Source organism: Bradyrhizobium sp. ISRA442 (genome assembly GCF_038085055.1).
Classification (GTDB): domain Bacteria; phylum Pseudomonadota; class Alphaproteobacteria; order Rhizobiales; family Xanthobacteraceae; genus Bradyrhizobium.
On sequence record NZ_JALGCN010000014.1, the window covers coordinates 37809 to 51930 of the forward strand.

Consider the following 14122-nt stretch of genomic DNA (forward strand, 5'->3'; position numbering starts at 1 on the left):
TCTTAGAGGCTCCCCGACACGAAGCGCGCAAGGGTGGCAAGCAACGCCAGCATCAGCGCCGCGCCCAAGAACTCGGGAATCCGGAACACGCGCATCTTGGCGATTGCGGTCTCGAACACGGCGAGCAAAAAGCCAAGTACCATCAGCTTGCCGAAATAGAGCAGCGCGCCAAAGACGAGCCTCGCAATGCTCGCGTCCGCAGTCGCCGTACCCCATGGCATGAACACGCAGGCGATCAGCGAGACATAGAGCAGGAGCTTGAGCTGCGACGACAGATCGATCAGCGCGAGATGCCGCCCCGAATATTCCAGCACCATGGCCTCGTGCACCATGGTGAGTTCGAGATGGGTGGCGGGGTTATCGACGGGGATACGGGCATTCTCCGCCAGCGCTACGATGGTCAGTGCCACGAACGCCATGCCCAGCGACACACGCAGACCGACCGCGTCAGAGCCCATGAACTCGGCCACGTAGGAGAGCTGCGTCGAGCCGGCGATCATCGCAACCGAGAACACCGTGATCAGCATCGCGGGCTCGGCGAGGGAGGCGATCATGACCTCACGGCTGGAGCCGATGCCACCGAAGGCGGTGCCGACGTCCATGCCTGCGAGCGCTTGGAAGAAACGGGCGCTCCCGAGCAGCGCAATGATGGCGATGAGATCGGCGGTCCAGGAGAACAACAGGCCGTTGCCGAAAGTCGGCACCAGCGAGGCGGCGACCCAGGTGCCCGCGAAGATCAGATAGGGAATGATGCGGAACAGCCAGGATGCGTTGTCCGCGAGCACGACGTCCTTGCGCATCAGGCGAATGAGGTCGCGATAGGGCTGGAGCAGTGGCGGCCCGCGCCGGCGTAGCAGCCGGGCCTTCACCTTCCGTACGAAACCCGTCAGCAGCGGCGCGAGCCCCAGCACCAGCGACATCTGGGCGCCCTGGGAGAGGATGTCGCGCAGCGCGCTCACAGTGTCACCACCAGCAGCAGCACGATGAGCGCGACGAAGACCAGCGTGAGGTAGCGGCGGATGGTGAGGAACTGCAGGATATTGATGCGGTCCGTCGCAAAGCCGATGACCTTCGCAACCGGCGCGTACAGCGCCTCCCAGATCAGATCGTGCAGTTCGACCCGGAGCCGCGCAGGAAGCGGCGAGGACGGCGGCGGCATCTCGCCGATCTCGCGTGCGGCAAAGATGACGCTGCCGAACACGCGGCGGATCGGCTGCGAGAAGCTGGAGGCTGAGTACTGGATCGCCGGGTTCGGATCGGGATAGCCGCAATCCCAGGCCGGCGCGCGGCGTAAGCGGTCGGAGGCGAGACGGTGAATGGCTGACGCCGCCACCGTGCCGCACAGTGCCGCGAACAGGAACACCAGAAGGCCGTTATAGGAGCTGCGGCTTTCCGCGATCGGCACGATGGTGAGCCACTGCAATCCGACCTGATTCGGCATGATGTTGCCGACCATATTCTTGCTCACCGGCGCCAGCGCATCGATGAACAGCCCGGGCAGGATTCCGGCAACGAGGCAGAGGGCGGCAAGCATGAGCATCGCGGCCAGCGAGAAGCGGTCGGTCTCACGCGCTGACGCCGCAACATCCGAACGCGGCCGGCCGAGGAAGCTGATGCCATAGAGCTTGACGAAGCAGGCCGCGGCAAAGGCGGCCGCGAGCGCCAGCAAGCCGCCGACCGCCGGAATGACCAGCTTGAGACCCCAGGAGGGCAGTTGCGGTGAGAGCAGGATCGCCTGGAAGGTCAGCCATTCCGAAACGAAGCCGTTGAACGGCGGCAACGCCGAGATCGCGACGCAGCCGACCAGCATCGCGAACGCCGTTTTCGGCATGTGATGGATCAGCCCGCCGAGCTTCTCCATGTCGCGCTCGCCGGTTGCTCCCAGCACCGCGCCGGCGCCGAAGAACAACAGGCTCTTGAACAGCGCATGATTGAAGACGTGCAGCATCGCCGCGGTGAAAGCGAGCGCGGCCACCCAGTCGAGCCCTTCCGCCTTGAAAGCCAGCGCCAGCCCGAGGCCGGTGAAGATGATGCCGATATTCTCGATCGTTGAATAGGCGAGCACGTGCTTGATATCGCGCTGCATCAGCGCATAGAGCACGCCCAGCGTCGCCGTCGGACCGCCGACCAGCAGCACCACCAGGCTCCACCACCACACCGGTTCGGGCAGAAGGTCAAAGACGATGCGCACGAAGCCGTAGACGGCGACCTTGGTCATGACGCCGCTCATGAGGCCGGAGACGTGGCTGGGTGCCGCGGGATGGGCGAGCGGCAGCCAAGCGTGCAGCGGCACCAGGCCAGCCTTGGAGCCAGCACCCAGCAGCACGAGGATCACCACCATGCCGGTCAGCGCAGCGGAAGGATGCGAGGCCCGGATCGCATCGAAATCGTAACCGGCGTCGCTCGCGAGCAGGCCGAAGGCGAGCAGCAGCGCCAGCGTGCCGAAACTTGCCATCAGAAGATAGACATAGCCGGCGCGGACATTCTCGGCCTCCCGGTGATGCGACACCACCATCGCCCAGGAGGTCAGCGACATGAATTCCCAGGCGACCAGGAAGCTGAAGGCATCGTTTGCCAGCACGACGACGTTCATCGCAGCGAGATAGGCAGGATAGAACGGCAGCACGCGGCCGGGGGAGTCCTCGTGCCGGCCGTAGCCGAGCGCGAACAGGCTCGCAGCGGCGCCGCCGAGATTGACGACGACGAGGAAGAAGGCGGACAGCGCATCGAGCCGGAAATGGGCACCGAGCCAGGGCAGGCCGATCGGCAGTGTCGCGCTCGGCGTCAGATGCGGGAAATAGAGCAGATCGGACAGCGCCGTGAGACATAGCGTCGATGTGGCGATCAGGCATCCGCCGTAAAGGATGATCGAGCCGTGCGGGCGCGTCGACAGCAGGACTCCCGCAGGCGCCAGCGCCAGCAGAGCCGCCACTGACCATAGCGCCACCGCGATCATGGCCGCTCCCGGATCATGATCTGTGCGCGCGTCGTCATCGCTATTGGTCGCCTGAGCTCGGGGGGCGAGGCTTCAGCCGCACACCGCGGCCCCCGGCGCTCGACGTCGCCCCCTCGGCGATCAGCTCGATGCCGGCAGCCGACAGCGCCTCGACCAGCTTCATCAGGGAATCGACATTGCCGCGGATCACCCCTTCGGAGGCCTCCATGCGCTGGATCGTCGGCAGCGACAACGAACTGCGCTGGGCAAGTTCGCGCTGGTCGATTCCCAGCAAGGCGCGGGCGGCTCGAAGCTGCGCTGCGGTGATCACGGGGCGGAACGTCCGTGGCAGTTACGTTGATTGATTTGGCAAGCCTAAGGCATGCTAAATGATGCTTCAAGCATCATTTTCTATATGCGGCGCGTCATTCCGTTCGACCGGCAGCGCATGCCACGGCGCGAGATTCCGGGTTCGCGCTCGCGCAGCCAAGAATGACTGCCCGCCTCAAAACTCGTTGGCGATCTTGGAAAGCATCGCGATCAGGGCCTCGCGATTGGCGGTCCCGAGCAGGTCGTTCAGCCGCGCCTCGTGCTTGGTGGCGACGAGCTTCTTCGCGCGGGTCAGCACCGCCTTGCCCTTGTCGGTCAGCACCAGGATGTGCGAGCGGCGATCGTTGGTCGAGCGGATCCGCGCGCACAGGTCGCGGCTCTCGAGATTGTCCAGCATGGCCACGAAATTCGGACGGAGAATGCCGAGGGTGGAGGCGATCTCGGTTTGATTGCGCCCCGGATTCTTCTCGACCAGCAGCAACACCGAGAACTGGGCCGGGGTGAGCTGGAGCGAGGCGACGCAGCGCAGGAAATTCTCGAACACCTTGAGCTGGGCGCGCTTGAGCACGTAGCCGAGCTGCTCGGAGAGCTCGCCGAGCTGGAGGGCCTCGGCGGGCGCCTCGGGCGGGTCCTTGCGGCCCTTCGTCGCCTCCGCAGTTTTTTCCGCGGATTTTTCAGCGGTTTTGGAAACGGTCATCGCCTCATGCTCGCAATCCCGCTAAATTCGGGACGGGTCGTTTGTCGCCCTTGAGATTATATTTGATAATTGTTATTGACCATATCAAATATCGTCAGCGTTTTTCAATGGCTGTGAGCGGACCATCCACCCCAATCGCGGGACCGGGTCCGGATCTTTAGGGGGAGCGTCCGGTCTTGAACACCACCATCATGCTGTTCCTGGTGCAGGACGGCATCACCAATGGCGCGATCTACGCGCTGCTCGGATTGGCGCTGGTGCTGGTGTTCGCAGTCACCCGCGTCATCCTGATCCCGCAGGGCGAATTCGTCACCTATGGCGCGCTGACCTATGCCTCGCTCGCTTCCGGGCAGATGCCGGGCACGGCCAAGCTCGCGCTCGCCATGGGAATCGTCGCCTTCGTCCTCGACCTCGTCGCCGCGCGCAAGGCGCTGCACGGGCGGCTGGTTGCGCGGACCTTCCTCACCAACATCGTGCTGCCGGGACTCGTGCTGGCCGTCACGCTCTATTTCGCCGGCCAGAAGCCGCCGGTCGCGGTCGCAATGGCATTGTCCCTGGTGATCGTCGCGCTGATCGGCCTGTCGCTCTATCGCATCGTGTTCCAGCCGCTCGCCCACACCTCCGTGCTGGTGCTCCTGATCGCCTCCGTCGGCGTCCACCTCGCGCTCCAGGGGTTGGGCCTCTTGTTCTTCGGCGCCGAAGGCCAGCGCGGACCGGCCGTGCTGTCCGCCGCGTTCACCGCAGGCTCGCTGCGCTTCACCGGCCAGAGCATTACGGTCTACGCCATCACCATCGCCTTCATCGTCGGCCTGTGGCTGTTCTTCGGCCTGACGCTCTACGGCAAGGCGCTGCGCGCGACCGCCGTCAACCGGCTCGGTGCGCGCCTTGCCGGCATCCGCACGACGCTGTCGGGGCAGATCGCCTTCCTGCTGGCGTCCGTCATCGGCGCGCTCTCGGGCATACTTATCGTTCCCATTACAACCCTCTACTACGACAGCGGCTTCCTGATCGGTCTGAAAGGCTTCGTCGCTGCGATCATCGGCGGCCTCGTCAGCTATCCTCTCACCGCGGCCGCGGCCCTCGTCGTCGGCATCGTCGAGGCGTTCTCGTCCTTCTATGCGAGCAACTACAAGGAGGTCATCGTCTTCATGCTCTTGATCCCCGTGCTGCTGCTGCGCTCGCTCGCAGCTCCCGCGGTCGAGGAAGAGAAGGACTGACGCGCGATGCAGACCCGGCTTCCCACCATCGTCTTCGCACTTCTCATGGCGGCGATCCCGTTTGTTCCGGGTGTGCCGCCGTTCTGGATCGTGCTGCTCGACAATATCGGCCTCGCGGCGCTGGTCGCGATGGGCCTCGTGCTGCTGACCGGCGTCGGCGGCCTCACCTCGTTCGGGCAGGCGGCCTTCGTCGGCTTCGGCGCCTACACCACGGCGGTGCTGTCGACGGCCTATGGCCTGTCGCCCTGGCTCACCCTGCCGCTGTCCTTGCTGGTCAGCGGCTTGTTCGCGGTGCTGCTCGGCCTCATCACGGTCCGGCTTTCCGGCCATTATCTGCCGCTCGGCACGCTCGCCTGGGGGCTGGGGCTGTTCTACCTCTTCAGCAAGCTGGAATTCTTGGGCCGCAACGACGGCATCTCGGCGATTCCGCCGCTGTCGATCGGCTCGTTCAGGATGCTCGATCCCGGCTCGATCTATTATGCGGTCTGGGTTGCGGTCATCCTCTCCGCGCTGCTCACCATGAATCTGTTGGACTCACGCACCGGACGCGCCATCCGCGCGCTCCGGCGCGGACATGTTGCGGCAGAGGCCTTCGGCGTGCATACGCCCCGTGCAAAGCTCCTGGTCTTCATCCACGCCGCGGTGCTGGCCGGCCTCTCGGGCTGGCTCTACGCGCACCTGCAGCGCGCGGTGAACCCAACGCCATTCGGCGCCCAGGCCGGCATCGAATATCTCTTCATCGCCGTGGTCGGCGGCGCCGGCTACGTCTGGGGCGGCGTGCTTGGTGCTGCGATCGTCGTGATCCTGAAGGAGGTGCTGCAGAGCTACCTGCCGCTGATTCTGCCGGGCTCGGGCCAGGTCGAGACCATCGTGTTCGGCATCATGCTGGTGCTGCTGCTTCAGCTCGCGCCTGGCGGCGTCTGGCCCTGGCTGATGTCGTTCCTGCCGCAGAAGACCAGCGGTAAAAAGCCGGATACGTCGCTGACCTTGCCGGCACGCGTCCGCGCCGCCGGTGAGACCGGAGTGCTGCTCCAGGTCGAGAAGGCGCGCAAGCAGTTCGGCGGCGTGATCGCCGTCAACAACGTCTCCTTCGACGTTCGGGCCCGCGAGATCGTCGCGCTGATCGGGCCTAACGGCGCGGGAAAAAGCACGACGTTCAATCTCATCACCGGCGTGCTGTCGGCCACCTCGGGCTCGATCTCCGTGCTTGGCAAAAAGGTCGACAATGCGCCGCCGCAGGAGATCGTGGAGCTTGGCATCTCCCGCACCTTCCAGCACGTCAAGCTGGTGCCGGACATGACCGTGCTCGAGAACGTCGCGATCGGCGCGCATCTGCGCGGTCATTCCGGCCCCATTTCCTCGATGCTGCGGCTCGACCGCACTGATGAGGCCAAGCTGCTCGCCGAAGCCGCGCGCCAGATCGAGCGCGTCGGCCTTGCCGACCAGATGCATCAGCTCGCAGGCAGCCTGTCGCTGGGCCAGCAGCGCATCGTTGAGATCGCGCGTGCCCTGTGCGTTGATCCGATGCTGCTCCTGCTCGACGAGCCGGCCGCGGGCCTGCGCCACATGGAGAAGCAGCGGCTCGCGGCGCTCTTGCGCGAATTGCGCGACGGCGGCATGTCGGTGCTGCTGGTCGAGCACGACATGGGCTTCGTGATGAATCTCGCCGATCGCATCGTTGTGCTCGACTTCGGCACCAAGATTGCGGAGGGCACGCCGGCCACGATCAAGACCAATCCCGAAGTGATCAAGGCCTATCTCGGAGTGGCGGCATGAGCGCGCTGTTGTCCGTCACCGACGCGCATGTCGCCTATGGCAAGGTCGAGGCCGTCCGCTCGGTCTCGCTCGAAGTCGGCACGAACGAGATCGTCACCATCGTCGGCGCCAACGGCGCCGGCAAGACCACGCTGCTCTCCGCCATCATGGGCATCCTGCCGCTGAAGGGCCGCGTCACTTTTGCCGGGCAAGATCTCGCGCGGCTCGACATCGAGGACCGCGTCGCGATGGGCCTCGGCCTCGTGCCGGAGCACCGCGAATTGTTCGTGACCATGAATGTCGAGGACAATCTCGAGCTCGGGGCTTTCCGCATCGAGAAGAGCCGGGCGAAGGCCTCGATCGAGCGGGTCTATGCGCTGTTTCCGCGCCTCAAGGAGCGTCGCAAGCAGCTCGCCGGCACCTTGTCCGGCGGCGAGCAGCAAATGCTGGCGATGGGCCGCGCGCTGATGGGAGAGCCGAAACTCTTGATGCTGGACGAGCCGAGCCTCGGTCTCGCCCCGATCATCGTGGCCGACATCTTCCGCATTGTCACCGAGCTGCGCGCCAGCGGCGTCTCCGTGCTCCTGGTCGAGCAGAACGCGCAGGCCGCGCTGAAGATCGCGGACCATGCCTATGTGATGGAGCTCGGCGAGTTCGTGCTCAGCGGCAAGGCCAGCGACATCGCCGCCAACGAGCGCGTCGCGGCCAGCTATCTCGGCTTCCAGCACGAAGGGGCGAGTGTGCTGTGATGAGCTCGTCGAGCCGAGGCGGGTGGTGGTGGCTTAGCGACGGTCGCCGCTGCATTCTCGCTGTCATCGCCCGGCTTGACCGGGCGATCCAGTATTCCAGAGGCAGTGACGCATACGGATAGGCTGCCGCGTACTGGATGCCCCGCCTTCGCGGGGCATGACCACATGCGAGAAATTGACCCGGAAGTTTCGGGGGACGATGAAAGCCGGATTCGCAGAGGCTCCCGCTCACCCGGAGTTCGCGCTTTGCGCGGATTCCGGCTTCTCCCCGCGAGCGGGGAGAAGCGAAGAGGGCCCCTCAACGCGAAGCCGGCGCCTTCGCCTTCAGCGCCCCCACTTCCGCTTCCAGCTCCGCAATCCGCTGATCGCGTGCCGCCAGCGCCGCGGCCACATCCGCCGCATCGAACTTCTGCGGGATGTGCTGCGGGCAGTTCGTGTCCCATGCCGCGATCTTGAACAGGATCACCTGCTCGGGCCGTGCCCGATATCCTTTCGGCATCAGCGCCTGCGTCAGCGCATCGTCGTCCTCGACGACGCGCGCCTCCCCCCAGATCTTCACGCGGCGGCGATGGGCATAGTCCATCACAAAGATGTAGGCCTTTGGATTCTCCGACAGATTGCCCTGGGTGAGATATTGCTGGTTGCCGGCGTAGTCGGCAAAGGCAAGCGTCTGCTTGTCCAGCACCTTCAGAAAGCCCTTCGGCCCGCCGCGGTGCTGGATGTAGGGTTGGCCATCGCCTGAGGCGGTGGCCAGATAGAAGCTGTCGGCATCGGCGAGGAACGCCGCCAGGTTCTCGTCGACCTCGGTGCGCCAGCCGCGCTGCTCGGCGCGGGCATAGGCCTCGCGCGACCCCTTTCGGGTCTGGATCGATTTCACCGCCGGCGTGAACGCCACGTCGCTCGCATGGGTGTGCGCTGCCGTCATGGAACATCTCCTGAGAATCCCGGCGCATTTCGCGTCTTTCGGGCCTTAAGAATGGAGCTTCTGGCGGTTAAAACAATCGCGTCTCTTGACACTTCATCGTTGCGATATATGCAATAATGAAATGGACCGCCTCGATGCCATGCAGGTCTTCGTCACCGTCGCCGATTTGCGCGGCTTCGCGCCGGCCGCGCGCAAGCTGCGGCTGTCGCCCTCGGCGGTGACGCGGCAGATCGCGGCGCTGGAGGAGCATCTCGGCGCGCGCCTGTTGCAGCGGACCACGCGGCAGGTCGCGCTGACCGACGTCGGCGCGCGCTACCTGGAGCGTGCCAGGCGCATTCTCGCCGATGTTGAGGAGGCGGACGGCTCCGCGCGGGAGGAGCGCAAGCGGCCGAGCGGAAAACTGGTGGTGTCGGCGCCGGTCGGCTTCGGCCGGCTGCATGTCGGGCCGGTGATGGCCGCCTATCTCAAGCGCTACCCCGACGTTGCCTGCGAGCTGCGGCTGTCGGACCATCTCGTCAACCTCGTGGAAGATGCCGTCGACGCCGCGGTACGCATCGGCCACCTCGCCGATTCCTCGCTCATGGCGCGCCAGGTCGGCGCCATGCGGCGGATCGTGGTCGCCGCGCCGACCTATCTGAAGCGCCATGGCGAGCCGAAGACGCCGGAAGCGCTCACCTCGCACCAGACCATCCAGTTCGGCCCGGCGTCCGAATGGCGTTTCCTCCGCGACGGCCGCGACATCGAGGTGGCACCTCACCCCCGCTTCATCAGCAACAGTGCCGACGCCGCCCTGCAATATGCCGAGGCCGGCGGCGGCGTGACGCGCGTGCTGGCCTACCAGGCTGCTGAGGGCTTAAGGCGCGGGCGGCTCAGAATCGTGCTGGCGAAGTACGAACAGCCGGTGCTGCCGATCCACGTCGTCTACCCGACCTCGCGCCTGCTCTCGGCCAAGGTGCGGGCGTTCATCGATCTCGTCGTGGAGACGACCGCGTGGAGGTTTGGGTAGGCGCTCGTGTCCTGGACGCGCTGCAGCGTGAAGCGCCCTTGCGCAGAGCCACGAGAGGCTACCCCTTCTTCGGCACCACGCGGAACGTGCCGCTGGCGCGCGCGATCACGGTGTCGTCGGCCTTGATCAGGCTCTGCGCGAAGCAAATCGTGCTGCCGGTCTTGATCACCTCGCTCTCGATCGACAGCCATTGTCCGATCTCGGCCGAGCCGACGAAATCGACCGACAGCGAGATCGTCACGAATGACGTCGTCCAACCCGTCGCCTGCGCGCAGCTATAGCCCATGGCGTTGTCGGACAATGCCGCGATCAGCCCGCCATGAATCAAGCCGCGGCCATTGGTGTGCGGCTTTGCCAGCCGCAGGCCGAGGATCACGGCCTTGTCTGTCTTCTTGGCGTACAGAGGCTCCCAGGGCTCAGTGAGCGGACTCTTGCGGAAATGCGGTTCAAAACCTTCGGGAATGATGGCGGTCATGGTCGGCTCGCGTGCTGGAGTTGGGTTGGCCCCATTGAACGCGATCTCGATGACGGTTTCACCGCCTACAAAGTTTGAAACGGAATTTGCGCGGATGTTTGAAATGCGACGACCGCCAAATTGCCGAGGCGGTCATCACTTTCGAGCGGAGCATGTTGGCGAGAAGGGATATTTATCCCGCGCCCACGCGCTTTTTCTGCCAGACGAGGTGGACCGCGCAGGTGCAGCCCGGGGGATGGGAGGCAAGATCGTCCGAAGATACGTCGTTCGCTGGCGTCGCCGCGAATGAAGCTTTGGCCGCACCCTGCTGCGCCGGGATGTAGTTCAACACCGGTGCAAGCCAGCGTTCGACCTCGGCGACATCCATGCCCTTGCGCGCGGCGTAATCCTCGACTTGGTCGCGCTCGATCTTGCCGACGCCGAAATAGTAGCTCTCGGGGTTCGCGAAATAGAGCCCCGACACGGACGAGCCGGGCCACATCGCAAAGCTCTCGGTCAGCTTCACGCCGGCCGTCTTCTCGGCGTCGAGCAGTGCGAACAGCGTCGCCTTCTCGGTGTGATCGGGCTGCGCGGGATAACCGGGCGCGGGACGGATGCCCTGATATTTCTCCAGGATCAGCTCTTCGTTGGAGAGTGCCTCATCCGGCGCATAGGCCCAGAACTCGCGGCGCACGCGGGCATGCATGCGCTCGGCGAAGGCTTCGGCAAGGCGATCGGCGAGCGCCTTGCAGAGGATGGACGAGTAATCGTCATTGGCCTTCTTGAAGCGATCGGCGACCGCGTCCTCGCCGATGCCGGCGGTGACCACGAAGCCGCCGATATAATCGGGCACGCCCGTGCCGGCCGGCGCGATGAAGTCGGACAGCGCCGCGTTGAAGCGGCCCTCGCGCTTCTCGAGCTGCTGACGCAGCGTATGCAGCGTCGCAATCGTCTTCGTCCGGCTCTCGTCGGCGTAGAGCACAATGTCGTCGCCTTGTGCGTTCGCCGGCCAGAAGCCGATCGTCGCGCGCGCCCGGAACCATTTCTCCTTGACGATGGTGTCGAGCATTTTGCGCGCATCGTCATAGAGCGAGCGCGCGACCTCGCCGACCTTGGCGTCGTCAAGGATGGCGGGGAAGCGGCCGGCGAGCTCCCAGGTCTGGAAGAACGGCGTCCAGTCGATGCAGTCGACGAGCTCGGCGAGGTCGTACGCGTCGAACGTTTTGGTGCCGAGGAAGGTCGGCTTCATCGGCTTTGCCGCGGCAAAATCGATCGGCACGCGGTTGGCGCGGGCATCGCTAAGCTTCAGGCGCTTCTTGTCGGCCTGCGCGCGCAGATGCGCCTCGGAGATCTTGGCGTATTCCGCGCGCACCTCGGCGGCGTAAGCCTCGCGCTTGTCGGGCGAAAGCAGGGAGGAGGCGACGCCGACGGCGCGGCTGGCGTCGTTGACGTGCACCACGGGCCCCGCCTGGTAGCTCGGGTCGATCTTCACCGCCGTATGCACGCGGCTCGTGGTGGCGCCGCCGATCAACAGTGGGAGCTTCAAGCCTTCGCGCTGCAATTCGCCGGCGAAGAACGCCATCTCGTCGAGCGAGGGCGTGATCAGGCCGGACAGGCCGACGATGTCGGCCTTCTCCGCCTTCACGGTCTCGACGATCTTGGCGGCCGGCACCATCACGCCGAGATCGATGACCTCGAAATTGTTGCACTGGAGCACGATGCCGACGATGTTCTTGCCGATGTCGTGGACGTCGCCCTTTACGGTGGCGAGCACGATCTTGCCGGCGGACGATTTGGCGTCGCCGCCGATGCCGCTGGCGAGATTGCGCGCCTTCTCCTCTTCCATGAACGGCATCAGATAGGCGACCGCCTGCTTCATCACGCGCGCGGATTTGACGACCTGCGGCAGGAACATCTTGCCGTCGCCGAAGAGGTCGCCGACCACATTCATGCCGGCCATCAGCGGGCCTTCGATGACGTCGAGCGGCCGCGCGGAGGCGGCACGAGCTTCTTCCGTATCCTGCTCGATGAACTCGGTGATGCCGTGCACCAGCGCATGGGACAACCGCTTCTCGACCGGCCATTCGCGCCAGGCCAGATCAGCTTCCTTGCTTTCGGTCTTCTTGCCGCGGAATTTTTCGGCGAGCGCGAGCAGGCGTTCGGACGCGCCCGGATCGCGGTTGAGAACGACGTCCTCGCAGGTCTGGCGCAGCTCCGGATCGATGTCGTCATAGACGATCATCTGCCCGGCATTGACGATGCCCATGTCCATGCCAGCCTTGATGGCATGATACAGGAACACCGAATGCATGGCCTCGCGCACCGGCTCGTTGCCGCGGAACGAGAACGACAGGTTGGAAACGCCGCCCGAGATGTGCGCCCCACGCAGGTTCTGGCGGATCCAGCGCGTCGCCTCGATGAAGTCGACGCCGTAATTGTTGTGCTCCTCGATGCCGGTCGCGATCGCGAAGATGTTCGGGTCGAAGATGATGTCTTCCGGCGGGAAGCCGATCGTGTTCACGAGGATGTCGTAGGCGCGCTTGCAGATTTCGGTCTTGCGCTTGAAGGTATCGGCCTGTCCGGTTTCGTCGAAAGCCATCACGACGACCGCCGCGCCATGGCGGCGCGCGATCCTGGCCTCGTGGATGAACTTCTCCTCGCCTTCCTTCAGCGAGATCGAGTTGACGACCGGCTTGCCCTGTACGCACTTCAGGCCGGCCTCGATCACCGAGAATTTCGAGGAGTCGACCATCACGGGCACGCGGGCGATATCCGGCTCGGCGGCGACGAGATTGAGGAAGGTCCGCATCGCGGCTTCCGAGTCGAGCAGACCCTCGTCCATGTTGACGTCGATGATTTGCGCGCCGTTCTCGACTTGGTCGCGCGCGACTTGCAGCGCGGCCGTATAGTCGCCCGCGGTGATCAGCTTGCGGAAACGGGCCGAGCCGGTGACGTTGGTGCGCTCGCCGACATTGACGAAGGGAATAGCGTCCGTCAGCACGAACGGCTCGAGGCCGGAGAGCCTTAAGCGCAGCGTGATCTCAGGCACGATGCGCGGCTTGTGCGGGGCGACGGCGGCGGCAATCGCCGCAATATGCTCCGGCGTGGTGCCGCAGCAGCCGCCGACGATGTTGACGAGGCCGTCGCGCGCGAACTCGCCGATCAGGCGCGCCATGTACTCCGGGCTCTCGTCATACTGGCCGAACTCGTTGGGCAGGCCGGCATTGGGATAGGCGCAGACCAGCGTGTCGGCGACGCGGCCGATGTCGGCGATGTGCGCGCGCAGGTCTTCCGCGCCGAGCGCGCAGTTGAAGCCGATGGTGACGGGTTTTGCGTGCCGAACCGAATTCCAGAATGCCTCCGGCATCTGGCCGGAGAGCAGGCGGCCGGACTTGTCGGTGATGGTGCCCGACACCATCACGGGCACGTCGATGCCGCGCTCTTCTGTGATCTCGGCGATCGCATAGAGCGCCGCCTTGGCGTTCAGGGTGTCGAAGATGGTCTCGACCAGCAGGAGGTCGACGCCGCCGTCGATCAGGCCCCTGATCTGCTCGCCATAGGATTCGCGCAAATCGTCGAAGGTGACGGCGCGGTAGCCGGGATTGGCGACGTCGGGCGAGATCGAGGCGGTGCGGTTGGTCGGCCCGATGGCGCCGGCGACGAAGCGCGGCTTGCCATCCTCTGCCTGGACGCGCTCGGCGGCGTTGCGGGCAAGGCGTGCGCCCTCGCGAGCCATCTCGTAGACGACGTCGGCGAGGTCGTAGTCGGCCTGCGCGATCGAGGTGGTCGAGAAGGTGTTGGTGGCGACGATATCGGCGCCGGCGCGCAAGTAGGCGGCGTGGATGTCCTCGATCGCCTGCGGCTGGGTCAGGATCAACAGGTCGTTGTTGCCGCGAAGGTCGCGGTGGAAGTTCTTGAAGCGCTCGCCGCGGAAGGCGGCTTCGTCGAACTGCAGGCCCTGGATCATCGTGCCCATGGCGCCGTCGAGCACCAGGATGCGCTCGCGCGCGGCGGCGAGCAGGGCGTTACGCTTGGGCGAGACGGGTACGGTCAT

11 protein-coding genes are annotated in these 14122 nt (G+C 65.2%); 4 read left to right on the forward strand and 7 right to left on the reverse strand.

The features are described from left to right. Nucleotides 1–2 precede the first annotated feature (2 nt). The 4 genes from MTR72_RS26265 to MTR72_RS26280 all read right to left on the reverse strand — a co-directional run bounded on the left by MTR72_RS26265 (nucleotide 3) and on the right by MTR72_RS26280 (nucleotide 3962). On the reverse strand, nucleotides 3–920 hold the full coding sequence (locus tag MTR72_RS26265; RefSeq protein WP_280971138.1) for a respiratory chain complex I subunit 1 family protein: 918 nt from the start codon (nucleotides 918–920) through the stop codon (nucleotides 3–5). A 35-nt stretch (nucleotides 921–955) separates the two neighbouring features. After that, nucleotides 956–2956, reverse strand: coding sequence for a hydrogenase 4 subunit B (gene hyfB, locus MTR72_RS26270; protein ID WP_341511550.1), 2001 nt, complete (start codon nucleotides 2954–2956; stop codon nucleotides 956–958). A gap of 40 nt (nucleotides 2957–2996) precedes the next feature. Next, nucleotides 2997–3266 (reverse strand): helix-turn-helix domain-containing protein, encoded by a 270-nt coding sequence (locus MTR72_RS26275; protein WP_280966870.1) that lies wholly within the window; start codon nucleotides 3264–3266, stop codon nucleotides 2997–2999. Nucleotides 3267–3440: 174 nt separating this feature from the next. Next, nucleotides 3441–3962, reverse strand: a complete 522-nt coding sequence (locus tag MTR72_RS26280; protein WP_280966869.1) for a MarR family winged helix-turn-helix transcriptional regulator — start codon at nucleotides 3960–3962, stop codon at nucleotides 3441–3443. 176 nt (nucleotides 3963–4138) lie between these two features. Here MTR72_RS26280 and MTR72_RS26285 point away from each other — a divergent pair, with 176 nt between their 5' ends. From MTR72_RS26285 to MTR72_RS26295, 3 genes are read left to right on the forward strand one after another with little or no spacing between them, the layout of a single operon-like run. Continuing rightward, on the forward strand, nucleotides 4139–5179 hold the full coding sequence (locus MTR72_RS26285) for a branched-chain amino acid ABC transporter permease (protein ID WP_280966868.1): 1041 nt from the start codon (nucleotides 4139–4141) through the stop codon (nucleotides 5177–5179). 6 nt (nucleotides 5180–5185) lie between these two features. Further along, complete coding sequence (locus MTR72_RS26290; RefSeq protein WP_280966867.1) at nucleotides 5186–6955, forward strand: branched-chain amino acid ABC transporter ATP-binding protein/permease; 1770 nt, start codon at nucleotides 5186–5188, stop codon at nucleotides 6953–6955. Further along, nucleotides 6952–7683, forward strand: coding sequence for an ABC transporter ATP-binding protein (locus MTR72_RS26295; protein ID WP_280966866.1), 732 nt, complete (start codon nucleotides 6952–6954; stop codon nucleotides 7681–7683). The genes MTR72_RS26290 and MTR72_RS26295 overlap by 4 nt, the downstream gene beginning before the upstream one ends. Nucleotides 7684–7981: 298 nt before the next feature. On the opposite strand, the gene MTR72_RS26300 is transcribed toward MTR72_RS26295, so the two are convergent. Beyond that, complete coding sequence (locus MTR72_RS26300) at nucleotides 7982–8608, reverse strand: pyridoxamine 5'-phosphate oxidase family protein (RefSeq protein WP_280966865.1); 627 nt, start codon at nucleotides 8606–8608, stop codon at nucleotides 7982–7984. Nucleotides 8609–8729: 121 nt separating this feature from the next. Between MTR72_RS26300 and MTR72_RS26305 the strand changes: the two genes are divergently transcribed. After that, the gene (locus MTR72_RS26305) at nucleotides 8730–9614 is read left to right on the forward strand and encodes a LysR family transcriptional regulator (RefSeq protein ID WP_280966864.1); all 885 of its coding nucleotides are present in this window, start codon (nucleotides 8730–8732) and stop codon (nucleotides 9612–9614) included. 58 nt (nucleotides 9615–9672) lie between these two features. Here the strand turns inward: MTR72_RS26305 and MTR72_RS26310 are convergent, their stop codons facing one another. Next, nucleotides 9673–10089: a PaaI family thioesterase gene (locus MTR72_RS26310; protein WP_280966863.1), complete on the reverse strand. Its 417-nt coding sequence runs from the start codon at nucleotides 10087–10089 to the stop codon at nucleotides 9673–9675. A gap of 172 nt (nucleotides 10090–10261) precedes the next feature. Beyond that, nucleotides 10262–14122: a methionine synthase gene (metH, locus tag MTR72_RS26315; RefSeq protein ID WP_280966862.1), complete on the reverse strand. Its 3861-nt coding sequence runs from the start codon at nucleotides 14120–14122 to the stop codon at nucleotides 10262–10264.